The 22,702-nt window shown below is 63.0% G+C and carries 24 protein-coding genes; 10 read left to right on the top strand and 14 right to left on the bottom strand.

Annotated elements, in window-relative coordinates:
• From FAY22_RS21795 to FAY22_RS21780, 4 genes are read left to right on the top strand one after another with little or no spacing between them, the layout of a single operon-like run.
• The gene (locus FAY22_RS21795) at positions 1 to 1,044 is read left to right on the top strand and encodes a type IV pilus twitching motility protein PilT (RefSeq protein ID WP_146333042.1); all 1,044 of its coding nucleotides are present in this window, start codon (positions 1 to 3) and stop codon (positions 1,042 to 1,044) included.
• A 29-nt stretch (positions 1,045 to 1,073) separates the two neighbouring features.
• Complete coding sequence (locus FAY22_RS21790; protein ID WP_146333040.1) at positions 1,074 to 2,210, top strand: PilT/PilU family type 4a pilus ATPase; 1,137 nt, start codon at positions 1,074 to 1,076, stop codon at positions 2,208 to 2,210.
• Complete coding sequence (locus FAY22_RS21785; protein WP_146333038.1) at positions 2,207 to 2,692, top strand: glutathione peroxidase; 486 nt, start codon at positions 2,207 to 2,209, stop codon at positions 2,690 to 2,692. The genes FAY22_RS21790 and FAY22_RS21785 overlap by 4 nt, the downstream gene beginning before the upstream one ends.
• Positions 2,693 to 2,708: 16 nt before the next feature.
• Positions 2,709 to 3,443, top strand: a complete 735-nt coding sequence (locus FAY22_RS21780) for an SDR family oxidoreductase (RefSeq protein WP_246860602.1) — start codon at positions 2,709 to 2,711, stop codon at positions 3,441 to 3,443.
• A 40-nt stretch (positions 3,444 to 3,483) separates the two neighbouring features.
• On the opposite strand, the gene FAY22_RS21775 is transcribed toward FAY22_RS21780, so the two are convergent.
• Complete coding sequence (locus tag FAY22_RS21775) at positions 3,484 to 4,122, bottom strand: metalloregulator ArsR/SmtB family transcription factor (protein ID WP_146333034.1); 639 nt, start codon at positions 4,120 to 4,122, stop codon at positions 3,484 to 3,486.
• A 174-nt stretch (positions 4,123 to 4,296) separates the two neighbouring features.
• On the opposite strand from FAY22_RS21775, the gene FAY22_RS21770 reads away from it, so the two are divergent.
• Positions 4,297 to 4,947, top strand: a complete 651-nt coding sequence (locus tag FAY22_RS21770) for a hypothetical protein (RefSeq protein WP_210411861.1) — start codon at positions 4,297 to 4,299, stop codon at positions 4,945 to 4,947.
• A 53-nt stretch (positions 4,948 to 5,000) separates the two neighbouring features.
• Positions 5,001 to 5,798 carry a GTP cyclohydrolase FolE2 gene (folE2, locus tag FAY22_RS21765; protein WP_146333030.1) on the top strand — a complete coding sequence of 266 codons (798 nt, stop codon included), beginning with the start codon at positions 5,001 to 5,003 and terminating at the stop codon, positions 5,796 to 5,798.
• On the opposite strand, the gene FAY22_RS21760 is transcribed toward folE2 (FAY22_RS21765), so the two are convergent.
• The 8 genes from FAY22_RS21760 to FAY22_RS21725 all read right to left on the bottom strand — a co-directional run bounded on the left by FAY22_RS21760 (position 5,795) and on the right by FAY22_RS21725 (position 13,917).
• Positions 5,795 to 6,520: an LrgB family protein gene (locus FAY22_RS21760; RefSeq protein ID WP_146333028.1), complete on the bottom strand. Its 726-nt coding sequence runs from the start codon at positions 6,518 to 6,520 to the stop codon at positions 5,795 to 5,797. The two genes, folE2 (FAY22_RS21765) and FAY22_RS21760, sit on opposite strands and share 4 nt — an antisense overlap.
• A complete protein-coding gene (locus FAY22_RS21755; RefSeq protein ID WP_146333025.1) occupies positions 6,517 to 6,849 on the bottom strand; it encodes a CidA/LrgA family protein in 333 nt (110 codons plus the stop codon). Before FAY22_RS21755 ends, FAY22_RS21760 begins: the two co-directional genes overlap by 4 nt.
• A 30-nt stretch (positions 6,850 to 6,879) precedes the next feature.
• Positions 6,880 to 7,227 carry an antibiotic biosynthesis monooxygenase gene (locus FAY22_RS21750; protein ID WP_146333023.1) on the bottom strand — a complete coding sequence of 116 codons (348 nt, stop codon included), beginning with the start codon at positions 7,225 to 7,227 and terminating at the stop codon, positions 6,880 to 6,882.
• Positions 7,228 to 7,556: 329 nt separating this feature from the next.
• The gene (gene glcF / locus FAY22_RS21745) at positions 7,557 to 8,789 is read right to left on the bottom strand and encodes a glycolate oxidase subunit GlcF (protein WP_146333021.1); all 1,233 of its coding nucleotides are present in this window, start codon (positions 8,787 to 8,789) and stop codon (positions 7,557 to 7,559) included.
• Positions 8,790 to 8,802: 13 nt separating this feature from the next.
• Complete coding sequence (glcE, locus tag FAY22_RS21740; RefSeq protein ID WP_146333019.1) at positions 8,803 to 9,864, bottom strand: glycolate oxidase subunit GlcE; 1,062 nt, start codon at positions 9,862 to 9,864, stop codon at positions 8,803 to 8,805.
• 11 nt (positions 9,865 to 9,875) lie between these two features.
• Positions 9,876 to 11,363, bottom strand: a complete 1,488-nt coding sequence (locus FAY22_RS21735) for an FAD-linked oxidase C-terminal domain-containing protein (protein ID WP_146333017.1) — start codon at positions 11,361 to 11,363, stop codon at positions 9,876 to 9,878.
• 176 nt (positions 11,364 to 11,539) lie between these two features.
• Positions 11,540 to 12,430 (bottom strand): LysR substrate-binding domain-containing protein, encoded by an 891-nt coding sequence (locus tag FAY22_RS21730; RefSeq protein ID WP_146333016.1) that lies wholly within the window; start codon positions 12,428 to 12,430, stop codon positions 11,540 to 11,542.
• A gap of 77 nt (positions 12,431 to 12,507) precedes the next feature.
• Positions 12,508 to 13,917 (bottom strand): FAD-binding oxidoreductase, encoded by a 1,410-nt coding sequence (locus FAY22_RS21725; RefSeq protein ID WP_146333014.1) that lies wholly within the window; start codon positions 13,915 to 13,917, stop codon positions 12,508 to 12,510.
• Between the two features lie 129 nt (positions 13,918 to 14,046).
• Between FAY22_RS21725 and FAY22_RS21720 the strand changes: the two genes are divergently transcribed.
• Positions 14,047 to 14,604, top strand: coding sequence for a cob(I)yrinic acid a,c-diamide adenosyltransferase (locus FAY22_RS21720; protein WP_146333012.1), 558 nt, complete (start codon positions 14,047 to 14,049; stop codon positions 14,602 to 14,604).
• A gap of 87 nt (positions 14,605 to 14,691) precedes the next feature.
• On the opposite strand, the gene folE2 (FAY22_RS21715) is transcribed toward FAY22_RS21720, so the two are convergent.
• From folE2 (FAY22_RS21715) to FAY22_RS21700, 4 genes are all read right to left on the bottom strand, one after another.
• Positions 14,692 to 15,498, bottom strand: coding sequence for a GTP cyclohydrolase FolE2 (folE2, locus tag FAY22_RS21715; protein WP_146333010.1), 807 nt, complete (start codon positions 15,496 to 15,498; stop codon positions 14,692 to 14,694).
• A gap of 50 nt (positions 15,499 to 15,548) precedes the next feature.
• Positions 15,549 to 17,414 carry a 1-deoxy-D-xylulose-5-phosphate synthase gene (gene dxs, locus FAY22_RS21710; protein ID WP_146333579.1) on the bottom strand — a complete coding sequence of 622 codons (1,866 nt, stop codon included), beginning with the start codon at positions 17,412 to 17,414 and terminating at the stop codon, positions 15,549 to 15,551.
• A 62-nt stretch (positions 17,415 to 17,476) separates the two neighbouring features.
• A complete protein-coding gene (locus FAY22_RS21705; protein WP_146333008.1) occupies positions 17,477 to 18,373 on the bottom strand; it encodes a polyprenyl synthetase family protein in 897 nt (298 codons plus the stop codon).
• Positions 18,370 to 18,624 (bottom strand): exodeoxyribonuclease VII small subunit, encoded by a 255-nt coding sequence (locus FAY22_RS21700; RefSeq protein ID WP_146333006.1) that lies wholly within the window; start codon positions 18,622 to 18,624, stop codon positions 18,370 to 18,372. Before FAY22_RS21700 ends, FAY22_RS21705 begins: the two co-directional genes overlap by 4 nt.
• A 373-nt stretch (positions 18,625 to 18,997) precedes the next feature.
• Here FAY22_RS21700 and FAY22_RS21695 point away from each other — a divergent pair, with 373 nt between their 5' ends.
• The 3 genes from FAY22_RS21695 (at position 18,998) to FAY22_RS21685 (ending at position 21,950) form a co-directional block, all read left to right on the top strand.
• A complete protein-coding gene (locus FAY22_RS21695) occupies positions 18,998 to 20,098 on the top strand; it encodes an aromatic ring-hydroxylating dioxygenase subunit alpha (protein ID WP_146333004.1) in 1,101 nt (366 codons plus the stop codon).
• Between the two features lie 68 nt (positions 20,099 to 20,166).
• Entirely contained in the window at positions 20,167 to 21,087 is a 921-nt protein-coding gene (locus tag FAY22_RS21690; RefSeq protein WP_146333002.1) for a DMT family transporter, read from the top strand.
• An 11-nt stretch (positions 21,088 to 21,098) separates the two neighbouring features.
• Positions 21,099 to 21,950 (top strand): sulfurtransferase, encoded by an 852-nt coding sequence (locus FAY22_RS21685; RefSeq protein WP_146333000.1) that lies wholly within the window; start codon positions 21,099 to 21,101, stop codon positions 21,948 to 21,950.
• 18 nt (positions 21,951 to 21,968) lie between these two features.
• On the opposite strand, the gene FAY22_RS21680 is transcribed toward FAY22_RS21685, so the two are convergent.
• Positions 21,969 to 22,697, bottom strand: a complete 729-nt coding sequence (locus FAY22_RS21680) for a ZIP family metal transporter (protein WP_246860784.1) — start codon at positions 22,695 to 22,697, stop codon at positions 21,969 to 21,971.
• Between the last annotated feature and the right edge of the window lie 5 nt (positions 22,698 to 22,702).

The following is a 22,702-nucleotide window of genomic DNA, read 5'->3' as shown; positions in this document are numbered from 1 at the left end:
ATGGACATCTCCGAACTCCTCGCTTTTGCCGTCAAGAATAATGCGTCCGACTTGCACCTCTCGTCGGGCTTGCCGCCGATGATCCGCGTGCACGGCGATGTGCGGCGCATCAACTTGCCGCCGCTGGAACATCGCGATGTGCACGGCATGATCTATGACATCATGAACGATGGCCAGCGCAAGGCGTATGAAGAAATGCTGGAATGCGACTTTTCGTTCGCGATTCCCGGCCTGGCGCGCTTTCGCGTCAACGCGTTCAACCAGGACCGTGGCGCGGCGGCCGTGCTGCGCACCATTCCGTCCAAGGTGCTGACGCTGGAACAGCTGAACGCGCCCAAGATCTTTGCCGACCTCGCGTTGAAGCCGCGCGGGCTCGTGCTGGTGACGGGACCGACCGGCTCCGGTAAATCGACCACGCTGGCAGCGATGATCAACCACTTGAACGAAACCGAATACGCGCACATCCTGACGGTGGAAGACCCGATCGAATTCGTGCATGAATCGAAGAAGTGCCTGATCAACCAGCGCGAAGTCGGCCCGCACACCATGTCGTTCAACAACGCGTTGCGCTCGGCACTGCGCGAAGACCCGGACGCGATCCTGGTCGGCGAATTGCGTGACCTGGAAACGATCCGCCTGGCACTGACCGCCGCCGAAACCGGTCACCTGGTGTTCGGCACGCTGCATACCTCATCGGCGGCGAAAACCATCGACCGTATCGTCGACGTGTTCCCGGCGGAAGAAAAGGAAATGGTGCGCGCCATGCTGTCGGAGTCGCTGCAGGCGGTCATTTCGCAAACCCTGCTGAAAACCAAGGACGGCAGCGGCCGCGTCGCGGCGCACGAGATCATGCTCGGCACGCCGGCGATCCGCAACCTGATCCGGGAAGCAAAAATCGCGCAGATGTATTCCGCGATCCAGACCGGCAGCAACGTCGGCATGCAGACGCTGGACCAGAACCTGACCGACCTGGTGCGGCGCAACGTGATTTCCGCGGCCACGGCGCGAGCTGCCGCAAAGACGCCGGAAAACTTCCCCGGCTAAAATAGAGCTCGCCTTATCAAGGATTTCATATGGAACGCGACCAGGCCACCAAATTCATGAACGACTTGCTGCGCCTGATGCTCAGCAAGAACGGCTCCGACCTTTTCATCACCGCGGATTTCCCGCCGGCGTTCAAGATCGACGGCAAGATGACGCCGGTATCGAACCAGCCGCTGTCGGCCACGCATACGGTCGAGCTGGCGCGTTCCATCATGAACGACAAGCAGGCGGCGGAATTCGAGGCGACCAAGGAATGCAATTTCGCGATCAGCCCCGGCGGCCTGGGGCGCTTCCGCGTGTCGGCCTTCGTTCAGCAGGGACGCGTCGGCATGGTGCTGCGCACCATCACGACCGAGATTCCGAAGCTGGAAGAGCTGGGCGTACCCAACGTGCTCAAGGAAGTCGCGATGACCAAGCGCGGTCTGGTCATCATGGTGGGCGCGACCGGTTCCGGCAAGTCGACCACGCTGGCCGGCATGCTTGGCTACCGCAATGAAAACAGCTACGGCCACATCATCACGATCGAAGACCCGATCGAGTTCGTGCATCCGCACAAGAACTGCATCGTCACCCAGCGCGAAGTCGGCGTCGATACCGACGACTGGTTCACCGCGCTGAAGAACACGCTGCGCCAGGCGCCGGACGTGATCCTGATCGGCGAAATCCGCGACCGCGAAACGATGGACTATGCTGTATCGTTCGCCGAAACCGGCCACCTGTGCCTGGCGACGCTGCATGCGAACAGCTCGAACCAGGCACTCGACCGCATCATCAACTTCTTCCCCGAAGAACGGCGCGGACAACTGCTGATGGACTTGTCGCTGAACCTGAAGGCGATGGTTTCGCAGCGCCTGATCCCGCTGAAGGACACCAAGGGCCGCTGCGCGGCGGTGGAAGTGATGCTCAATTCGCCGCTGATTTCCGACCTGATCTTCAAGGGCGAAGTCCACGAGATCAAGGAAATCATGAAGAAGTCGCGCGAACTGGGCATGCAGACCTTCGACCAGGCGCTGTTCGACCTGTACGAAGCGGGCAAGATTTCGTATGAAGATGCGTTGCGCAATGCGGACTCGGTCAATGACCTGCGTCTGTCGATCAAACTGCACGGCAAGGAAGCGCACAATCGCGACCTGAGCAAGGGCACCGAACATCTGGGGATCGTATGACCACCGTTTACGACTTCAAGGCCATCAGCCTGGATGGCAAGCCGATCGACCTGAAGCAATTCCAGGGCAAGGTTCTGCTGATTGTTAATACCGCCAGCAACTGCGGTTTCACGCCGCAATACAAGGGGCTGGAAGAGGTGTACCAGCAGTTCAAGGACAAGGGCGTCGAAGTGCTCGGCTTCCCGTGCAATCAGTTCGCCGGACAGGAACCGGGCACGGCCGAGGAAATCGGCGCGTTCTGCGAAAAGAATTACGGCGTGACCTTCCCGCTGTTCGAGAAAATCGACGTCAACGGCGACGACGCGCACCCGCTGTACAAGCACCTGAAAAGCGCCGCTCCCGGCTTGCTGGGCTCGGAACTGATCAAGTGGAACTTCACCAAGTTCCTGGTGAAGAAGGATGGCACGGTGTACAAGCGCTACGCGCCGCAGACCGCGCCGAAGGAATTGATGCGGGATATCGAGAAGCTGCTGGCGGAATAATTCCTTGAAAAAGGTCTTGATCGTCACCGGTGGAAGCCGCGGGATCGGCGCCGCCACCGCTCGGCTGGCAGCAGCGGCGGGCTACGCCGTATGTATCAGCTATGTCCGGAACGAACCGGCGGCGTCCGCCATCGTCAGGGAAATCGTTGACGCAGGCGGAGAAGCACTTGCCGTCGCAGCCGATGTCGCCAGCGAAGTCGACGTCATTCGCCTGTTCGAGCGCGTCGATCGCGAACTGGGAACGCTCACGGCGCTGGTCAATAATGCCGGCGTCCTGGAGACCCAGATGCGTGTGGAGCAGATGGACTCTGCCCGTATCGGCCGCGTGTTTGGCGTGAATGTCTTCGGGAGCATTCTCTGCGCACGCGAGGCCGTGAAGCGCATGTCCACCCGGCGCGGAGGCGCCGGCGGCGCGATCGTCAACCTCTCGTCGATTGCTTCCCGCCTGGGGGCACCGAACGAATATGTGGATTACGCGGCGGCGAAAGGCGCCATCGACACCTTCACGATCGGACTTGCCAAAGAGGTGGCCGGCGAAGGCATCCGCGTGAATGCCGTGCGACCTGGCGTTATCTACACAGACATTCATGCCAGCGGCGGCGAACCGAACCGGGTGGAACGCGTGAAAGGTTCGGTGCCGATGCAGCGCGGCGGGAATCCGGAGGAAGTCTCAAAAGCCATTATCTGGCTGCTGTCGGACGAAGCATCTTATACGACCGGCGCGCTGCTGGATGTGACCGGTGGACGATAACGTCACGCCAGACCAAGCCGCATCGCATGCCTCTCCGCGCTCACTTCCCTTTCTCGTACAGCCTGAAGCGGCAGACATTGCCGTTTTTCGCCATGCATTCCTGATGGTCCACCGCGCGCTCGGTGAAGGCGGACATCAGCGCGAGGTCGAACTGGCAGACATCCGGATTGTGCGTGGCCAGGTGATGGAAGATGCAGTTGTCGGCTTCTATCGTCGGGTCGGCGCCGGCATGGATATCATGGCTGGCGTTGTAGCCTAGCTGCTCCATGATTTCCGACAGCTTCTGTACTTTTTCTTCCGGCGTAGCCAGCTCCGGATTCTGATTGCGCAACTGGTTCGCCACTTGCTCGCCCATTTCGCGCAGACGGTCGCGCAAACCTTCTTCGCCCGCAGTCGCCTTGATCGACTCGATCAGCAATTCGGCGAACCAGGAATAATGCCGCGGAAACAGCTCGCGCCCCTTATCCGTCAACCGGTACAACTGTTCCGGCCTGCCGCCTGACGGACGGGTTGCGCCTTTCTCCACCAGGCGATCGGTCTCCAAGGCCGCGAGATGCTGGCGCGCCGCATTGCGCGTGATATGCAAGCCTTCCGATAGCTCGTCTGCCGTCATCCCGCTCTTGTTTTTCAACAACAGCCTCAGCAATTCCTTCTGGCGCGCGCCCAGTATTTCCAGCATTTTTCACCCTTTCCGCGATCGGACAACGATTTTGCCCCCAATCACAACATGGATTCATTGTAGCGCACCCGGCAAGATAAAACACTTAAAACATAATTTACTGTACAAAGTTGTTTTAATCTTCTATCCTTGGATTACCCGATCAACTTGACACGGAGGTGAATCATGAAACGGATGGGACGAAATATTCTGGCAACCAGCGCGCTGGCAATCGCCCTGGGAACAGGCGGCGCGGCCTTTGCACAACAGCATGCAGCGCATGAAGCAAAACCGGCATTACCTTCCGTGCAAGTTGCACAGGCGGCGATGGCACAACGCGATTTGTGGATCGGCCATGTATTCTGGGTCCGCAACGTTGTTGAAGAAACCATGGCTGGCCGTGCCGATGCCGCGAAAGCTGCCGAGAACCAGGTCGTTGCCAACGCAAAGCAGATCGCTGCCGCGATCGAGCCGTTTTACGGCAAGGCCGCATCGGAAAAATTGTTCTCGCTGCTCGCGGGTCATTACGGCGCGGTCAAGCAATACCTGGACGCGACGATGGCCAACAGCAAAGCCAAACAGGATGCTGCGCTGAAAAGCGCAACCGATAACGCCGGAGAAATCGCGACCTTCCTCAGCGGCGCCAATCCCAACCTGCCCGCCGACACCGTGCGCAGCTTATTTGTGGCGCATTTCGGCCACCACGTCCAGCAAATCCAGCAACTGCATGCCAAGCAGTTCGCGCAGGAAGCGCAGACCTGGGAAGCGATGAAAAATCACATGTACGTGATTGCCGACGCGCTCGCCGGCGCACTGGCGAAGCAATTCCCGGACAAATTCAAATAACGCCGATAACCAGAAACGGAGCGCGCCGGCGCGCTCCCATCACGAGGATCAAGATGAACGCACCCGAACGACTCTTCCTGCCCGATATCCAGTCCCAGCACGATCCGCGCAACATGCCGATCAACGCCGTCGGCATCAAGGGCGTACGCTATCCGGTAGTGCTCGCCACGGCCGACGGACAAGCGCCGACGGTGGCCACGTTCTCGATGACGGTCGAGCTGCCTGCGTCGGCCAAGGGCACACACATGTCGCGCTTTATCGAACTGCTGGAAGCGCAGACGGCGCCGCTCGATCAGCACGGATTCAAGTCCCTGCTGCTGCGCATGCTGGAGCGGCTGGATGCGGCCAGCGGCACGATCGAGATGCGTTTTCCCTATTTCATCCGGAAAACCGCGCCGATTTCCGGCGTGCAAAGCCTGCTCGACCTGGATGCGTGCTGGAAAATCAGCCGCACGACGGACGGCAGGATTCGCAGCCGGATGCAGGTGGTTGTCGCCGCCACCAGCCTGTGCCCGTGCTCCAAGGAGATTTCGGCGTACGGCGCGCACAACCAGCGTTCGCACATCACCATTGACGCCGAACTGGCGCGCGAGATGACGATCGAGGAGCTGGTGGCAATCGCGGAACAAAGCGCGTCCTGCGAAGTGTATGGCTTGCTGAAACGCCCGGACGAGAAGTATGTGACGGAACGCGCCTACGACAACCCGAAGTTCGTCGAAGACCTGGTGCGCGACGTCGCCATCGCGCTGGACCGGGACGCGCGCGTGGCGAACTACACGGTGGAAGTGGAGAACTTCGAGTCGATCCACAATCACTCGGCGTTTGCGCGCATCGAGCGCCCCGGCATTTAAATCACGCCGAACAGCTTCAACACCAGCGGCAGCAGCAGCGCGGTCAGCACGCCGGAGATGCCCATGCCCAGCCCGGAAAACGCGCCCATCTCCTCGCTGACCTGGAATGCGCGCGCGGTACCGATGCCGTGCGATGTCACGCCGAGCGCGAAGCCGCGGATGCTATGGTCGTTGATATTGAGGCGGTTGAAGATCCAGCGCGCGGCACTCGCGCCGAGGATCCCGGTCAGGATCACCAGCACGGCGGTCAGCGAAGGCAGGCCGCCGATTTTCTCGGCCACGCCCATCGCGATCGGGGTGGTCACTGCCTTGGGTGCAATCGACAGCACGGTGGCGGGCGACGCACCCAGCGCCCAGGCCAAACCCATGGCGACGGCGATCGCGCTTGCGCCGCCGACCAGCGCGCTGGCCAGCAGGGCAAACCAGTTGCGCTTGAGTTTTTCCAACTGCAGGTAGAGCGGGATGGCCAGCGCGACCGTGGCCGGGCCGAGTAGGAAGTGGACAAACTGCGCCCCCTCGAAATAGGTGCGGTACTGTGTGTTGGTGGCGCTTAACACCAGCACTAGCAGCGCCACCGCGATGGCCACCGGATTGACCAGCGGATTGAAGCGGCTGCGCGCATACAGTGCATAGGCGAACTGATACGCCAGCAGGGTGGCGGTCAGCCACAGCAGCGGCGAAGCCGACAGGTAGACCCAGATCTGGTTGAGCGCGGGCGTCATTTGTGCAGCCACTTCAGTACGTAGGCCGTGACCACCAGCGATACGGCGGTGCTGACCACCAGGGCCGCCGCGATCGGCAGCCACTCGGCGGCGACGCGTTGCCCGTGCACCATGATGCCGACGCCGGCGGGCACGAACAGCAGCGACAAGTGCTTGAGGAATTCCAGCGTCGTGGGCGCGAGCTTGTCCACCGCGCCGCGCCTTGCCAGCAGATAGCAGAACAGCAGTACCATGCCGATCACCGGCCCGGGAACCGGCAAAGCCAGTGCATATGCCAGCCCCTCGCCCAGCGTCTGGAACACGAGCAAGGTGGCGAAGGTGTTGATCATGCGGCAAGCCTCGAAACGTGAACGAATTGCTCAGGGCGGCCCGATGGTCTCCCTGCTGTCGAGCGCAGGCGGCGCAAGCACGGTCTGGTAGTGGGCCGAGTGGGTGTCGAAGCGCGACAGCAGCGCGCGTGCCTTGAGAGGAACGACCGCCGTCTCATAGTTGTCGCCGGCGAAGGCGCGCACTGCGTCGAGCGAATCGAACCACATGATGGTGGCGAACTCGACTTCATGGTCGCCGTCGCGGCGCAGCAGCGAGATGCCGCGATAGCCGGGCACGTCGCGCTCGGCAATACCGGGGAAGATTTCATTTAACAGCAGGCTTTCGTAAACAGGCGCGTTGCGCACCGTCGTCCAGCCCCGCCAGATTCGCGTAATCATGGCGCCAAGTCCTCTTGATGACCAAGACTAGACTGTATCGGATGCTGCCTCAGGCAGGATGGGCTGCGTCAAACTCAGCCCTTGTTACGACTGCCTGCCTTGCCGGCTATTTCGCGTGCGGACGCGCCTTTCCCTTCAACAGGCCGAACGTATAGGCTTCAACGACGACCAACACAACCAGCGATGAGACAACAACAACGGGGACGAATAACATGATGCTTTCCTTTCCATGACTGACTTGCCTGAAGGCAGTATAGAAACGCACCAGTTATTAATCCAATTGACGATCCGGATATCAGACATTCATATTACGAATGAAAATGTGGCGCTCAAGATGCCCCCGTCAAGGCGCGGTCCACCAGCTCGATCCAGTGCTGCACCGGCATGTCCGTACCCGACTGCAGATGCGTGATGCAGCCGATGTTGGCCGACACGATCGTTTCGGCCTGCGTGGCCTGCAGATTGGTCAGCTTCCGGTCGCGCAGCTGGTAGGACAGTTCCGGCTGCAGCACCGAATAGGTGCCGGCCGAGCCGCAACACAGATGGCTGTCGGCGCACAGCTGCACGTCGACGCCGACCGCACGCAGCACGCCTTCCACCTTGCCGCGAATCTGCTGCCCGTGCTGCAGCGTGCACGGCGGATGATAGGCCACGCGCTGCTTGATCTTCCCGGCCAGCTTCGTTTGCAGCTGCGCCTCGAACGCCGGCAGGATTTCGCTCAAGTCTTTCGTCAGTTCCGAGATGCGCCTGGCCCGCTCGGCATATGCAGGATCGTGCGCGAGCAGATGCCCGTATTCCTTGACGGTCACGCCGCAGCCGGAAGCGGTCATCACGATCGCTTCCACGCCGGCCTCGACGTAAGGCCACCAGGCTTCGACATTGCGCCGCATGTCGTCAAGACCGCCGTCCTGGTCGTTCATGTGATAGCGGATCGCGCCGCAGCAGCCGGCCTTGGCCGCGATGACGAGCTGCACGCCGAGCGCGTCGAGCACGCGCGCGGTGGCGGCGTTGATGTTGGGCGCCATCGCCGGCTGCACGCAGCCGTCAAGCAGCAGCATCTTGCGCGCATGCTGCGTCGTCGGCCACGCGCCGGCATGCTGTTTGGCCGGCACCTTGTTGCGCAAGGCCTTGGGCAAGAGCGGGCGCATCAGCTGCCCGGTCTTCATCGCCGGCGTAAACAGCCATTTGCGCGGCAAGGCTTCCTTCAGCGCGATGCGCACGATGCGCTGCGACAGCGGACGCGACACCTGTTCCTCGACAATCTTGCGGCCGATGTCGACCAGGCGGCCATACTGCACGCCGGACGGACAGGTCGATTCGCAATTACGGCAGGTCAGGCAGCGGTCCAGGTGCGCCAGCGTCTTTTCGGTGGCCGGCTTGCCTTCGAGGACTTGCTTGATCAGGTAGATGCGTCCGCGCGGGCCGTCCAGCTCGTCGCCCAGCAATTGATAGGTCGGGCAAGTCGCGGTGCAAAAGCCGCAGTGCACGCACTTGCGCAGAATCGCGTCGGCTTCCTCGCCGGCGCGGGTATGCTTGATGAAATCAGCGAGATTGGTTTGCATGCTCGGAATTCGTTCAGAACTCGTTATACATCCGTCCGCGATTGAAGATGCCGGACGGATCGAAAGCGTTTTTCAGGTTGCGATGAATGGCGGCGATGGCCGGCGCGAGCGGATGAAACACCCCCGCGCTCTTGTCGCCGCCGCGATACAGCGTCGCATGGCCGCCGGCCTGTTGCGCCGCGCGGCGCACGCTGACCGCATCGGCCTCGGTCTTGAGCCAGCGCTGCGCGCCGCCCCATTCGATCAGTTGCTCGCCGCGCAGGCCGATCGGCGCCGCGGTCGACGGCAGCGACAGGCGCCACACGCCGGCACCATCGTCGGCAAAAAACGCGTCGGTCTGGTCGCGCAATGCCGCCCACAACGGCGCCGCATCGGCCACCTGCTCGCCGCCGATCTTTTGCACCGCCGCCTTCACCGCCGCTTCCGCCCCGGACAGGCGCAGCGCCAGCACGCCGTCATGCCAGGCGCTGGCCGAAATCGGTAGCGGCTGGCCGCCCCAGCGGTTCAGCTGTTCGATCGCCTGCGCCTCGCCCATCGGCAGGCGCAGCGTGGCTTCGAAGAACGGCTTGGGCAACACCTTCAGCGACACGTCCAGGATCAGCCCGAGCGTACCGAGCGAGCCGGCCAGCATGCGCGACACGTCGTAGCCGGCGACATTCTTCATCACCTGCCCGCCGAAACGCAGCACCTCGGCCTTGCCGTCCATGAGCGCCACGCCCAGCACGAAGTCACGCGCCGCGCCCACCGCCTGCCGGCGAGGGCCGGACATGCCGCTGGCCACCACGCCGCCGATGGTCGACTCCGGTCCGAACTGCGGCGGCTCGAAGGCCAGCATCTGGTTGCGCTCGGCGAGCGCGGCCTCGATTTCCGCCAAGGGCGTGCCGCAGCGCGCGGTAATCACCAGCTCCGTCGGATCGTAGGCGATGATGCCGCGATAGGCGCGCGTATCGAACACGTCTCCCTGCAGCGCCTGCCCGTACCAGTCCTTGCCGCCGCCGCCGCGGATACGCAGCGCGGTCTTGCTCGCGGCCGCATCGGCGATGCGCGCCTTGAATCCTTGTAATACCTGTTCCATGCAAATCCTTCTCAGAAGCGCGGCAGATGCGCAAACTTCGTCTGCCCGCCCTTGACGAGCATCTTGCCGTTTTCGGCGCAGCGGTTGAGCGTCGGGATCGCCTTGTCCGGATTGAGCAGGAAGGCGGTATCGAAGGCGCGCTTGACCGCGAAAAACGCCTCGATTTCCTTCGGCGAAAACTGCACGCACATCGAATTGATTTTCTCGATGCCCACGCCGTGCTCGCCGGTGATGGTGCCGCCGACTTCCACGCACAGCGCCAGGATTTCGGCGCCGAACGCTTCGGCGCGCTCGAATTCGCCCTCCTTGTTCGCATCGAACAGGATCAGCGGATGCAGGTTGCCGTCGCCGGCGTGGAACACGTTCGCGCAGCGCAAGCCGTACTTGCCTTCCATTTCGGTGATACGAATGAGCACGTCGGCCAGGCGCTTGCGCGGGATGGTGCCGTCCATGCAGTAGTAGTCGGGCGAAATGCGTCCCGCCGCCGGGAAGGCATTCTTGCGGCCGGACCAGAATTTCAGGCGTTCCGCCTCGTTTTGCGACACCGCGATGGCGGTCGCGCCGGACGATTTGAGCACGGCGCTCATGCGCGCGATTTCTTCTTCGACCTCTTCCGGCAGGCCGTCCGATTCGCACAGCAGGATCGCTTCGGCGTCGGTGTCGTAGCCGGCCTTCACGAACGGCTCGACCATGCGCGACGAGGTCTTGTCCATCATTTCAAGGCCGGCCGGGATGATGCCCGCTGCAATCACGTTGGCGACCGCGTCGCCGCCGGTCACCACCGAATCGAACGACGCCATGATCACGCGCGCCTGCTGCGGCTTGGGCACCAGCTTGACCGTCACCTCGGTCACCACGCCGAGCATGCCCTCGGAGCCGATGAACACGGCCAGCAAGTCGAGGCCGGGGGCGTCGAGTGCGCCGCCGCCGAGCTCGACGATCTCGCCGTCGATGGTCACCATGCGCACGCGCAGCACGTTGTGCACGGTCAGGCCGTACTTCAGGCAGTGCACGCCGCCGGAGTTTTCGGCGACGTTGCCGCCGATGGTGCAGGCGATCTGCGACGACGGATCGGGCGCGTAGTACAGGCCGTGCGGCGCGGCCGCGTCCGAGATCGCGAGGTTGCGCACGCCCGGCTGCACCACCGCGGTACGGGAATAGGGATCGAGCTTGACGAGCTTGTTGAACTTCGCCGTCGACAGCACCACGCCGTCGGCGATCGGCATCGCGCCGCCGGACAGGCCGGTGCCCGCGCCGCGCGGCACGATCGGCGCTTTCAGTGCTCGGCAGGTATTGAGGATGGCGATGACCTGCGCCTCGGTTTCGGGCAGCACCACGACCATCGGCAGCTGCCGGTAGGCCGCCAGCCCGTCGCACTCGTACGGCCGCGTGTCTTCCTCGTTATACAAGATGCAATAGTCGGGCAGCACCGCCCGCAACGCGGCAACGACTTCGCGCTGCCGCTCGACGGTGAATGTGAGTTTCGATGGAGCATTCATTTCTGCTTCCTGCTTGTGCGGTAGGGGATGAGTGTAGCGAAAACGCGCGCCAGCGGGGCGATCGTGCAGCCACGGCGGGCTGAAAAACATTCCCCGGTTGCTTGAAATATTTTCACGCGCCTTGGGAGCTGGCCGCTTCCCTGCCGGAGCGAGGCGCCATGAAGCTGGATACGGCGTTACAGGCCGCCGAAGGTCGTGAGCATCCAGTCGATGAAGACCGCCACTTCGGGCCGGTCGCGCGCCCCCTGCTCGTACACGATGTAATACGCGTGCGGCGGCGTCTTCAGTTGCACTTCCGGAAACAGGTGCACGATGTCGCCCGCGGCCATCAGGTCTTGCACAAAATGCTTGCGCGTGAGTCCCACGCCGTGGCCATGCCTGACCGCTTCCAGCAGCAGACCCAGATCGTCCACGCGCAACGCGGTCGACGGCTCCGGCCAATCGAGCCCGGCCACGGCGAACCACGGCTGCCACGGCTCCAGCGCGGAGCGCAGCAGGGTAGCCTTCTTCAGGTCGGCCGGCGTTTTCAGGCCGCCGATCTTGTCAAGGTAGGCCGGACTGGCCACCGCGAACGTCGGCTCCTCGTACAGCTTTTCGGTCACGATATCCGGGTACTTGCCGGCGCCGAAGCGCACCTCAACGTCGCTTTCCGACAACGCCAGATCGTACAGCGGCACAGACAGGAACAGCTCGATCACGATGTCCGGATGCTGCGCGGAGAATTCCGCCAGGCGCGGCACCAGCAGGCAGCGCGCGAAGGTCGGCGTGACGGTGATCTTGATGCGCGGCTGGGCCGGCGCGCTGCGGTGCGGCAGCGGAAAATCGGTCAGCGTGCGCAAGGCGGCACGCACCACGTCCAGATAGCGCCGCCCGAATTCCGACAGGGTGACAGTGCGGCCATCGCGCAGGAACAGGCGCTCGCCGACGAAGTCCTCCAGCAGGCGAATGCGGTGCGACAGTGCCGACGGCGTAATGCACAGCTCGTCGGCGGCAACCGCGAAAGAACCAAGGCGCGCCGCCGCTTCGAAAGCGGACAGGGCATGGACCGGAGGCAGGCGTGTAGCCATGGGGAGGAGTTCCTTCACTCTGAGAGAGGCCGGAATCTACCCTGGACCGCGGCAGGCGGGGTATGCGGGCAAATTCTTTACCAGGTGAGAATTTTACCGGGGTTCATAATGTTCTTGGGATCAAATGCGTGCTTCAGCACGCGCATTGTCTCAATCGCATCGACGCCATGCTCCTGCAGCAGGAAATCCATCTTGTGCAGCCCCACCCCATGCTCGCCGGTGCAGGTGCCGTCCATCGACAAGGCGCGCGCGACCATGCGCGCATTCACGCCGTCGGCTTTCGCCACATCGTCCGGATCGTGCGGATCGATCATCATCAGCACATGGAAATTGCCGTCGCCGACATGGCCGATGATCGAATAAATCATGTCATTTTTTTCACAATCGGCCTTGGTATCGAGAATGCATTCGGCCAGGCGCGAAATCGGCACGCAGCAATCGGTGGTGATGGCGCGTCCGCCGGGCCGCATCTGCAGCATGGCGAAATAGGCATTGTGGCGCGCCGACCACAGGCGCGAACGCTCCTCGGGTTTCGTCGCCCACTCGAAGCCGGCCGCGTTGTGCTCCGCCGCGATCTGCTGCACCAGCTGCGCCTGTTCCTGCACGCCGGCTGCGCTGCCGTGGAATTCGAACAGCAGCAGCGACTGCACCGGCAAATGCATCTTGTCGTAGGCGTTGATCGCGCGCACGCCGTTCTCGTCGAGGAATTCGACGCGTGCCACCGGCACGCCCAGCTGGATGGTGGCGATGACGGCGTTGACCGCTTCGGCCGTGCCGGGGAAGGAGCAGACCGCGGCCGACACCGCTTCCGGCTGCGGGTAGAGGCGCACCGTGACTTCGGTGATGATGCCGAGCGTGCCTTCGCTGCCGACGAAGATGCGCGTCAGGTCATAGCCGGCAGAGGATTTCTTGGCGCGCGTGCCGGTCTTGACGATGCGCCCGTCGGCGGTCACGACGGTCAGCGCCAGCGTGTTCTCGCGCATGGTGCCGTAGCGCACCGCATTGGTGCCCGAGGCGCGCGTGGCGGCCATGCCGCCCAGCGAGGCGTCGGCGCCCGGGTCGATCGGGAAGAACAGGCCGGTCTCCCTGATTTCCTGGTTCAGCTGCTTGCGCGTCACGCCGGCCTGCACCGTCGCCGTCAGGTCTTCCGCCTGCACCGCCAGCACCTGGTTCATCTGCGACAGGTCGATGGTGACGCCGCCTGACAGCGCGAGCACATGGCCTTCGAGCGAGGTGCCGGCGCCGTAGGGAATGATCGGCACGTCGTAGCTGGCGCACAGTCGGACGGCCTGCGCCACCTCCTCGGTGCTCTGGGCGAACACCACGGCATCGGGCGGCATCGGATCATAGGAGGATTCGTCGCGCCCATGGTGCTCCCGCATCGCCGGCGCGGTGGAAAAGCGGTCGTCGAACAGCGCCGCAAGCGCGTCCAGCAGCGCTTGTGGCACCGGACGCCTGAGCGCGGCGGACTGAGCGGGATGATTCATGTTCGCCTCCTTGTGAGCTGCATCGATTTTACTCCCGAAGGTCGCCCCGCACATTGACGCCTGGACGACAGCGCACGCGGCCGTTTTTGACGTATCCTCAAGCCTTTCCGATCCTCGTTTTCGACAATCATGGGCAATCGACTTTCCAAAATCGCGACGCGCACCGGCGACAACGGCACCACCGGCCTGGGCGACGGCAGCCGCGTCGGCAAAGACAGCCTGCGCGTGCATGCCATGGGTGATGTGGATGAATTGAACTCGCATATCGGCCTGCTGCTGTGCGAGGAGCTGCCCGCCGCGCTGCGCGAGGAGCTGATCTCGATCCAGCACGACCTGTTCGATCTGGGCGGCGAGCTGTGCATCCCGGGCTATACGCTGATCACCGACGAACATGTCGGGCGGCTGGATAAGCTGCTGGAAAAATACAATGCCGACCTGCCGCCGCTGAAGGATTTCATCCTGCCCGCCGGCTCGCGCGCGGCGGCGCTGGCGCATGTTTGCCGCACCATCTGCCGGCGCGGCGAGCGCGCCATCGTCAGCCTTGGCAACAGCGAGAAGATCAACGACAATCCGCGCCGCTACATGAACCGCCTGTCGGACCTGCTGTTCGTGCTGTCGCGCGTGCTGAACCGCTTTGCCGGCGGCAGCGACGTGCTGTGGGAAAAGGACCGCAAGCGCGACGTGTAAACGAAAAAAGCGGCGCCGGTGCGCCGCTTTTTTACTCCCCCGCTTCGAGAAACTCTGCCTTCGCTGCGCATGCGGAAGGAGGAACGCTTATTTCGCCCGCTTGTCGTTCTCGATCAGCGCGTAGGCCGAATGGTTGTGGATCGATTCGAAATTTTCCGCCTCCAGCGTGTAGGCGACGATGCGCCGGTCCGCGTTCAGCATGCCCGCCACGTCGCGTACCAGGTCTTCCACGAACTTCGGGTTGTCGTAGGCACGCTCCGTCACGTATTTCTCATCCGGGCGCTTGAGCAAACCGAACAGTTCGCATGACGCCTGCTCCTCGATCTTCGCGATCAGCTCGTCGACCTCCAGCTCGCCGTCCAGCACGGCGCTGACCGTGATGTGCGAGCGCTGGTTGTGCGCGCCGTAAGCCGAAATCTTCTTCGAGCACGGACACAGGCTGGTGACCGGCACCAGCACCTTGAGCGTCACCTCCAGTTCGCCGTTCTTCACCTCGCCGGTCAAGCCGACTTCGTAATCCATCAGGCTTTCCACGCCGGACACCGGCGCGGTCTTGTTGATGAAGTACGGGAAGGACAATTCGATGCGCCCGGCATCCGCTTCGAGCAGCTTGACCATCTTGCTCATCAGCGCGCCGAACCTGGCTACGTCGAGCGGCGCGCGATTGCCCTCCAACAGCGCGATGAAGCGCGACATGTGGGTGCCCTTCTGATCCTGCGGCAGGTGCACGTACATGTTCCAGGTGCCGACGGTCGGCTGCGCACCGTTCCCGGTCTTGATCGTGACCGGATACCGCACGCCTTTGACGCCGACGCGCGCAATCGGCAGGCGCCGCGTGTCGACCGTGCTTTGCACGTCGGGAATGGCATGGAGGTTCGGGTCGGGGGAATTCATTGCTTCACTCATTCATTTTTCGCGGCGCATCGCGCCGCCTAGCTGCTGCGTTAATTGTTCACGACCAGGCGCGGCTCGCCCTTGTCGAATCGTTTCCTGATCGCGGCGGCGATGCCGGCGCCGTCCAGTCCGCATTGCGCCAGCAGCTGGGCGGCGTCGCCATGGTCGATGAACTTGTCCGGCAGGCCCAGGTGCAGGGTCGGCTTGACGATGCCGGCGGCGGCCAGCGCCTCCGCCACGGCCGAACCGGCGCCGCCCATGACGGCCCCCTCTTCCACCGTGACCAGCGCATCGTGCTCCTGCGCGAGCTGCGCGACCAACTCGGCATCGAGCGGCTTGATGAAGCGCATGTTGGCCACCGTCGCATTCAGCTCGTCGGCGGCGGCAAGGCTTGGCGCGACCATCGTGCCGAATGCCAGGATCGCGATGCGCTTGCCTTCGCGCCGGATCTCGCCTTTGCCGAGCGGGAGCGTGTCCAGGTCTTTCCCGACCGCGGTGCCGATGCCAGAGCCGCGCGGATAGCGCACGGCTGCCGGGCCGTTGTACTGGAAAGCGGTGGACAGCATCTTGCGGCACTCGCTCTCGTCGGAAGCCGCCATCAGCACCATGTTCGGGATGCAGCGCAGGAAAGCGATGTCATAGTTGCCCGCATGCGTGGCGCCATCCGCGCCGACCAGGCCGGAACGGTCCAGCGCGAAGGTGACGTCGAGGTTTTGCAGCGCGACGTCGTGGATCAGCTGGTCGTAGGCGCGCTGCAGGAAGGTCGAATAAATGGCCACCACCGGCTTGAATCCCTCGCATGCCATGCCGGCGGCGAAGGTGACCGCATGCTGTTCGGCGATGCCGACGTCGTAGTAGCGGTCCGGGAAGTGCTGTTCGAACTGCACCAGGCCCGAGCCTTCGCGCATGGCGGGCGTGATGCCGATCAGCCGCTGGTCGTGCGCGGCCATGTCGCATAGCCAGTCGCCGAACACCTGGGTGTAGGTGAGCTTGCTGCTGGCTGCCGGCTTGATGCCTTCGGCCGGATTGAACTTGCCCGGGCCGTGATACAGCACCGGGTCGGCCTCGGCCAGCTTGTAGCCCTGCCCCTTTTTCGTGACCACGTGCAGGAATTGCGGGCCTTTCAGGTGCTTGAGATTTTGCAGGGTCGGGATCAGCGACTCGAGATCGTGGCCGTCGATCGGGCCAATGTAGTTGAAGCCGAATTCCTCGAACATGGTCGCCGGCACCACCATGCCCTTGGCATGTTCCTCCAGGCGCTTGGCCAACTCCAGCATCGGCGCCGGCAGCACCGACTTGCCGACGTTCTTCGCGGTCGCGTAGAACTGGCCCGACATCAGGCGCGCCAGATAGCGGTTCAGCGCGCCGACCGGCGGCGAGATCGACATGTCGTTGTCGTTCAGGATCACCAGCAGGTTGATGTCGTCATACACGCCGGCATTGTTGAGCGCCTCGAACGCCATGCCGGCGGTCATCGCGCCGTCGCCGATCACCGCGATCGCGTGCCGGTTTTCATGCTTGGTCCTGGCGGCGAGCGCCATGCCGAGCGCGGCCGAAATCGAGGTCGACGAGTGCGCCGTGCCAAAGGTGTCGTACTCGCTTTCGTCGCGGCGCGGGAAACCGGAAATGCCGTTGAGCTGGCGCAGCGTATGCATCTGGTCGCGCCGGCCGGTGAGGATCTTGTGCGGATAGGTCTGGTGACCAACGTCCCACACGATGCGGTCTTCCGGCGTATTGAATACGTAATGCAGCGCAATCGTCAGCTCGACCGTGCCGAGGTTGGATGACAGGTGGCCGCCGGTCTTGGATACCGAGTCGAGCAGGAATGCGCGCAATTCGTCGGCCAGCGGCTTCAATTGCGTGCGCGGGAGCCGACGCAGGTCCGCCGGACTGTCGATCAGTTTCAACAAGTTCATAGTCATGTCAGTAGTCTGTCGGCCAAGCCGCCGTTATTGTGCAGGCAAGTTTTCCACTTGCCCTATGCATTCCGTTGCACGATCAAGTCCGCAAGTTCACGCAAGCGCCGCGCCTTGTCTCCGAAAGGAACGAGCGCATGGTGCGCCTCATTCCGCAATTTTTCCGCCAGGGCCTTCGATTGCTCAAGGCCGAGGATCGACACATAGGTCGGCTTGTTGTCGGCGGCATCCTTGCCGGCCGTCTTGCCGAGCGTGGCCGAGTCGGCCGTCGCGTCGAGCACGTCGTCGACCACCTGGAAGGCCAGCCCGATCGCACCCGAATAGGCATCCAGCGCAGCCTCGTCAGACGGCGCGAGGTCCTTGCCGCCCATCGCTCCGAGCAGCACCGACGCGCGCAGCAATGCGCCGGTTTTCAGGCGATGCATCTGCTCCAGCTGCGCCAGCGACAGCGTCAGGCCGACGCTCTCCAGGTCGATCGCCTGGCCGCCGCACATGCCGACGGAGCCGGAAGCGTGCGCCAGCAGCCGCAGCATCGCCAGCAGGCGGGCGGCGGGCGCGCCCTCGGCCTGCGACAGCACCAGGAAGGCTTGCGCCTGCAGCGCGTCGCCGACTAGCAACGCAGTCGCTTCGTCGTATTTCACATGGACAGTCGGTTTGCCGCGCCGCAGCGCGTCATCGTCCATGCAAGGCATATCGTCGTGCACCAGCGAATACGCATGGATCATTTCGACGGCGGCGGCGGCACGCGCCAGCAAGGCGCCATCCGCATCGAACAGCTCGCCGGCCGCAAACACCAGCAGCGGACGCACGCGCTTGCCGCCGTCCAGCGCCGCATAGCGCATCGCCTCATGCAGGCGCGCCGGCGCCTGTCCGGCCTCGGGCAGGAAGGACGCGAGCGCACGCTCCATCGTCGACTGGACGTCTTTCATCCAGTCGTGAAAGGCTCGGGAAGCAGTCATTCGTCCGCCTCGCCCGCGGCGTCGGAGGCGAACGGCTTGAGCATCTCGCCCTCCAGCACCTTGACCTGGCTGTCCACCTTGTCGAGCTGTCCGGCGCAGAACTTGACCAGTTCGGAGCCGCGCTTGTAGGCGGCCACCGATGCCTCCAATGGCAATTCCCCCGCCTCCATCCGGGCAACGAGCTGTTCCAGCTCGACCATCGCCTCTTCGAACGAGGCCGGCAGCGCGGCGGGCGTAACTTTGTTTGACATAGTGGGCAAAAATGAAGTGTAGCCCGTTATTTTAGAACAAACCACCTTACAGAGTTGGGGCATAGCAAGCGGCAATCGGGGATCAGGATCTCCATGCTGCAACTTGCGGGCCTTTGTTAGCGTGCGCCCACTATCTAGCTTAAGGGCAAAATATAAGGCGCCGCGCCGATTTTTGGTAAAAAGCCGGCACAAGCATGAAATGGATACGGCTGCTCTCCGTTTTTGCCGCCGCTCACGCCGTATCAGGCGGGCGTTCAAAGGACTGGGGTATAATCGCCTGTTCTGTCCAAAATTTCCGTTTCATCTTATTTGAATACAGGTTTTTGCGGATTCTTTCTCTCTTAGGTTGGTGCAAATTAATTTGGGGGTGGGGATGTCCGATCTGGCTTCTTTTGCCAAGCTCGCGCGATCCGACGCGCAACTTCCGGTCAACGTCTACTTCGACGACGCGCTGTTGCAGCAAGAAATCAAGCAACTTTTTCATCAGGGTCCGCGCTACGTCGGCCATGAGCTGATGGTGCCCAATCGCGGCGACTATGCCACATTGGCATGGGAAAACGAGGGCCGCATGCTTGTGCGCAACCCGCAGGGTATTGAACTGCTCTCGAACGTATGCCGCCATCGGCAGGCCAAGATGTTCGACGGCCGCGGCAACGCCGACAATATCGTCTGCCCGCTGCATCGCTGGACCTATGACCTGAAAGGCGAACTGATCGGCGCACCGCACTTCAATGAAACGCCGTGCATGAACCTGTCCAAGACGCCGCTGCAAAGCTGGAACGGCCTGCTGTTCGAGCAGAACGGCTTTGATGTGGCCAGGACGATGGCCGGGCTCGGCGTCGCCGAAGATCTCGACTTTTCCGGCTACCTGCTGGACCATGTCGAGGTCCACAACTGCGACTACAACTGGAAGACCTTCATCGAGGTCTACCTGGAAGACTACCATGTCGAGCCGTTCCATCCGGGACTGGGCAACTTCGTCACCTGCGGCGACCTGCGCTGGGAGTTCGGCGAGAACTACAGCGTGCAGACCGTCGGCATCAACCATGCACTGTCGAAATTCGGCTCGCCAAAATACAAGCGCTGGCAGGAACAGGTGATGAAGTTCCGCAACGGCGTGGTTCCCAAGCACGGCGCGATCTGGCTGACGCTCTATCCGAACATCATGGTCGAATGGTATCCGCACGTGCTGGTGGTATCGACCGTGTGGCCGAACGGCACGAACAAGACCACCAACGTGGTGGAGTTCTACTATCCGGAAGAAATCGTGCTGTTCGAGCGCGAGTTCGTCGAAGCCGAGCGCGATGCCTACATGGAAACCTGCATCGAGGACGACGAGATCGGCGTGCGCATGGACGAGGGCCGCCGCATCCTGCTCGAGCGCGGCGTCAATGAAGTCGGCCCCTACCAGTCGCCGATGGAAGACGGCATGCAGCACTTCCACGAGTGGTATCGCAACCGCATCGCGCTGTAACCAAGGCGCCGCCGCGGCCCTGCGGCCCGCCCTCCCTTTTCACTACGTCCGCAAGGCGCCCGACTCCGATGCAATCGCTCTGGATGCTATTCGCAAGCTTCGCCTTCTCCATCATGGGGGTGTGCGTGAAAATGGCTTCCAGCCTGTACTCCACGGCAGAAATCGTGATGTACCGCGGCGCCGTCGGCGTGCTCTTCATGTTCACGCTCATCAGGCTGAACGGCGGCAGTTTCAAGACCCGCCTGCCCTGGCATCACCTATGGCGCGGCATGATCGGTGTCGTCGCGCTCTGGCTCTGGTTCTACGCGATCGGCAAGCTGCCGCTGGCGACCGGCATGACGCTCAATTACATGTCACCGATCTGGATAGCCGCCATCCTGTTTACGGCCGGCTGGTGGCACGGGCAGAACCGGTTCGAATGGGGGCTGGCCGGAGCGATCGCCTGCAGCTTTATCGGAGTGACGCTGCTGCTGCGCCCCGCATTCCATGCCGAGCAATGGTTCGCCGCGCTGGTCGGACTGATATCGGGCGTGCTGTCCGCGCTCGCCTATCTGCAGGTGCGCAAACTCGGCCAGATGGGCGAGCCTGAATCCCGCGTGGTGTTTTACTTTTCGCTGACCGGCCTGGCCGCGGGAGTGGCCGGGACGCTCGCCGGCCACCAGACCTGGCACCCGCACAGCGGCAAGGGCCTGCTCCTGCTGGTATCGATCGGCGTCAGCGCGACCGTCGCGCAGATAGCGATGACGCGCGCCTACCGTCTCGGCAAGACGCTGGTGACGGCGAACCTGCAATACACCGGCATCGTGTTTTCGAGCGTCTGGGGCGTCCTGCTATGGGACGACAATCTCGGCTGGCTCGGCTGGCTGGGCGTCGTTGTCATTTTGATCAGCGGCCTGGCCGCGACCTATTACAATACGAGAAAGATCAACGCACCGGCCGGCCATCCGTCGACGGCCGAAGCGAATGACCCAATAGCCACCGAAGTGTAGGAGGAGACCCGATGTATACCACCCTGATTTCCGCCGCCGATCTGGCAAAGAATATCCGGGATGTGAATTGGGTCGTGCTCGATTGCCGGCACGACCTGGCCAATCCCGACGCCGGACGCAGCGCTTATGCGGCAGGGCATATCCCGGGAGCGCAGTTCGCCGACGTCGAGACCGACCTGTCGGACAAGTCGCCCGGGCCGCACGGCGAATTCCGCGGCCGTCACCCCCTGCCGGAGCGCAATGCGTTCACCGAAACGCTGCGCCGCTGGGGCGTCACGCACAGCTCGCAAGTCGTCGCCTACGACGCGCACGGCGGCATGTTCGCCGCGCGCCTGTGGTGGATGCTGCGCTGGATCGGCCATGAATCGGCGGCCGTCCTGGATGGCGGATTGCCAGCGTGGCAGGCGCTGGGCTTGCCCTTGTCCACCGAACCGGCGACGCGCCCGCGCGGCAATGTCGAACCGCATTCTTCCCGCATGCTGACGGTCAGCGCCGGCGATGTGCTGGCCAACCTGTCGAACCCGACGCGCACCGTTATCGACGCGCGCTCGCCGGACCGTTTTCGCGGCGAAAATGAAACGCTCGACCCGGTGGGCGGCCACATCCCGGGTGCAAAGAACCGCTTTTTCAAGGACAACCTGCAGGAAGACGGCCGCTTCAAAGGAGCGGAACAACTGCGTTCGGAGTTCTCGGCGCTGGTGACCGTGCCGCAAGCCACCATCATGCAGTGCGGCTCCGGCGTGACCGCCTGCCACAATCTGCTGGCAATGGAAGTGGCCGGATTGTCCGGCGCCGCGCTGTATCCGGGCTCGTGGAGCGAATGGTGCGCCGATCCGGCGCGCCCGGTTGCCACCGGCGGCTAGTGGGGGCGATGAACTGGTTTAGTGGGCGCGTCCTGTCAGGAACAGCACCACGCCGACGCCCACCGCGATCAGTATCACCTGCGGAATGGTTTCGCGCAGCGTCGCGCGGCGCTGCATCTGCGGCATCAGGTCGCTGACCGCGATGTAGATGAAGCCGGACGAGGCGAACACCAGCACATACGGAATCCAGCCGGACGCGCGCTCCAGCATCAGGTAGCCGAGCACGCCGCCGACCACCGCCATCAGGCTGCAGATCAGGTTGTACATGTAAGCGCGCGTGCGCGTGAAACCGGCGTTGAGCAGCACGATGAAGTCGCCGATTTCCTGCGGAATTTCATGCGCGATGATCGCCAGGCCGGTGATGATGCCGAGGTTCGGATTGGCGAGGAAAGCCGCGGCGATCAGGATGCCGTCGGTGAAATTGTGCAGGCCGTCGCCGACCAGGATCATCCAGCCGGCGCGGCCAGCCTCGTGCTTGTCGTGCCCGTGGGCGTGGCCATGGCCGTCGCCTTCGTAATGGTGCGAGTGGCGCAGGATGGCGAATTTTTCGAGCAGGAAGAATCCCAGCAAGCCGCCCAACAGCGTCGCAAACAGCGCATGCGTGTCGGCTTGCGACTCGAACGCTTCCGGCAGCGCGTGCAAGAGCGAAGTCGACAGCAGGATGCCGACCGACAGACTCACCATCCGATCGACCACCTTCGACAGCAGCGAAAATGAAAACGCGGCCGCCGCGCTAATGCTGATCACGCCCG

It is taken from the genome of Noviherbaspirillum sp. UKPF54 (genome assembly GCF_007874125.1).
Lineage (GTDB): Bacteria > Pseudomonadota > Gammaproteobacteria > Burkholderiales > Burkholderiaceae_D > Noviherbaspirillum.
This window is presented reverse-complemented; position numbering and strand designations above follow the sequence as displayed.

Excerpts from the sequence above, each read along its gene's own strand:
- FAY22_RS21795 (WP_146333042.1), top strand. The coding sequence starts at position 1 with ATGGACATCTCCGAACTCCTCGCTTTTGCCGTCAAGAATAATGCGTCC.
- FAY22_RS21790 (WP_146333040.1), top strand. The coding sequence starts at position 1,074 with ATGGAACGCGACCAGGCCACCAAATTCATGAACGACTTGCTGCGCCTG.
- FAY22_RS21785 (WP_146333038.1), top strand. The coding sequence starts at position 2,207 with ATGACCACCGTTTACGACTTCAAGGCCATCAGCCTGGATGGCAAGCCG.
- FAY22_RS21775 (WP_146333034.1), bottom strand. The coding sequence starts at position 4,122 with ATGCTGGAAATACTGGGCGCGCGCCAGAAGGAATTGCTGAGGCTGTTG.
- FAY22_RS21770 (WP_210411861.1), top strand. The coding sequence starts at position 4,297 with ATGGGACGAAATATTCTGGCAACCAGCGCGCTGGCAATCGCCCTGGGA.
- folE2 (WP_146333030.1), top strand. The coding sequence starts at position 5,001 with ATGAACGCACCCGAACGACTCTTCCTGCCCGATATCCAGTCCCAGCAC.
- FAY22_RS21760 (WP_146333028.1), bottom strand. The coding sequence starts at position 6,520 with ATGACGCCCGCGCTCAACCAGATCTGGGTCTACCTGTCGGCTTCGCCG.
- FAY22_RS21755 (WP_146333025.1), bottom strand. The coding sequence starts at position 6,849 with ATGATCAACACCTTCGCCACCTTGCTCGTGTTCCAGACGCTGGGCGAG.
- FAY22_RS21750 (WP_146333023.1), bottom strand. The coding sequence starts at position 7,227 with ATGATTACGCGAATCTGGCGGGGCTGGACGACGGTGCGCAACGCGCCT.
- glcF (WP_146333021.1), bottom strand. The coding sequence starts at position 8,789 with ATGCAAACCAATCTCGCTGATTTCATCAAGCATACCCGCGCCGGCGAG.
- glcE (WP_146333019.1), bottom strand. The coding sequence starts at position 9,864 with ATGGAACAGGTATTACAAGGATTCAAGGCGCGCATCGCCGATGCGGCC.
- FAY22_RS21735 (WP_146333017.1), bottom strand. The coding sequence starts at position 11,363 with ATGAATGCTCCATCGAAACTCACATTCACCGTCGAGCGGCAGCGCGAA.
- FAY22_RS21730 (WP_146333016.1), bottom strand. The coding sequence starts at position 12,430 with ATGGCTACACGCCTGCCTCCGGTCCATGCCCTGTCCGCTTTCGAAGCG.
- FAY22_RS21725 (WP_146333014.1), bottom strand. The coding sequence starts at position 13,917 with ATGAATCATCCCGCTCAGTCCGCCGCGCTCAGGCGTCCGGTGCCACAA.
- FAY22_RS21720 (WP_146333012.1), top strand. The coding sequence starts at position 14,047 with ATGGGCAATCGACTTTCCAAAATCGCGACGCGCACCGGCGACAACGGC.
- folE2 (WP_146333010.1), bottom strand. The coding sequence starts at position 15,498 with ATGAATTCCCCCGACCCGAACCTCCATGCCATTCCCGACGTGCAAAGC.
- dxs (WP_146333579.1), bottom strand. The coding sequence starts at position 17,414 with ATGAACTTGTTGAAACTGATCGACAGTCCGGCGGACCTGCGTCGGCTC.
- FAY22_RS21705 (WP_146333008.1), bottom strand. The coding sequence starts at position 18,373 with ATGACTGCTTCCCGAGCCTTTCACGACTGGATGAAAGACGTCCAGTCG.
- FAY22_RS21700 (WP_146333006.1), bottom strand. The coding sequence starts at position 18,624 with ATGTCAAACAAAGTTACGCCCGCCGCGCTGCCGGCCTCGTTCGAAGAG.
- FAY22_RS21695 (WP_146333004.1), top strand. The coding sequence starts at position 18,998 with ATGTCCGATCTGGCTTCTTTTGCCAAGCTCGCGCGATCCGACGCGCAA.
- FAY22_RS21690 (WP_146333002.1), top strand. The coding sequence starts at position 20,167 with ATGCAATCGCTCTGGATGCTATTCGCAAGCTTCGCCTTCTCCATCATG.
- FAY22_RS21685 (WP_146333000.1), top strand. The coding sequence starts at position 21,099 with ATGTATACCACCCTGATTTCCGCCGCCGATCTGGCAAAGAATATCCGG.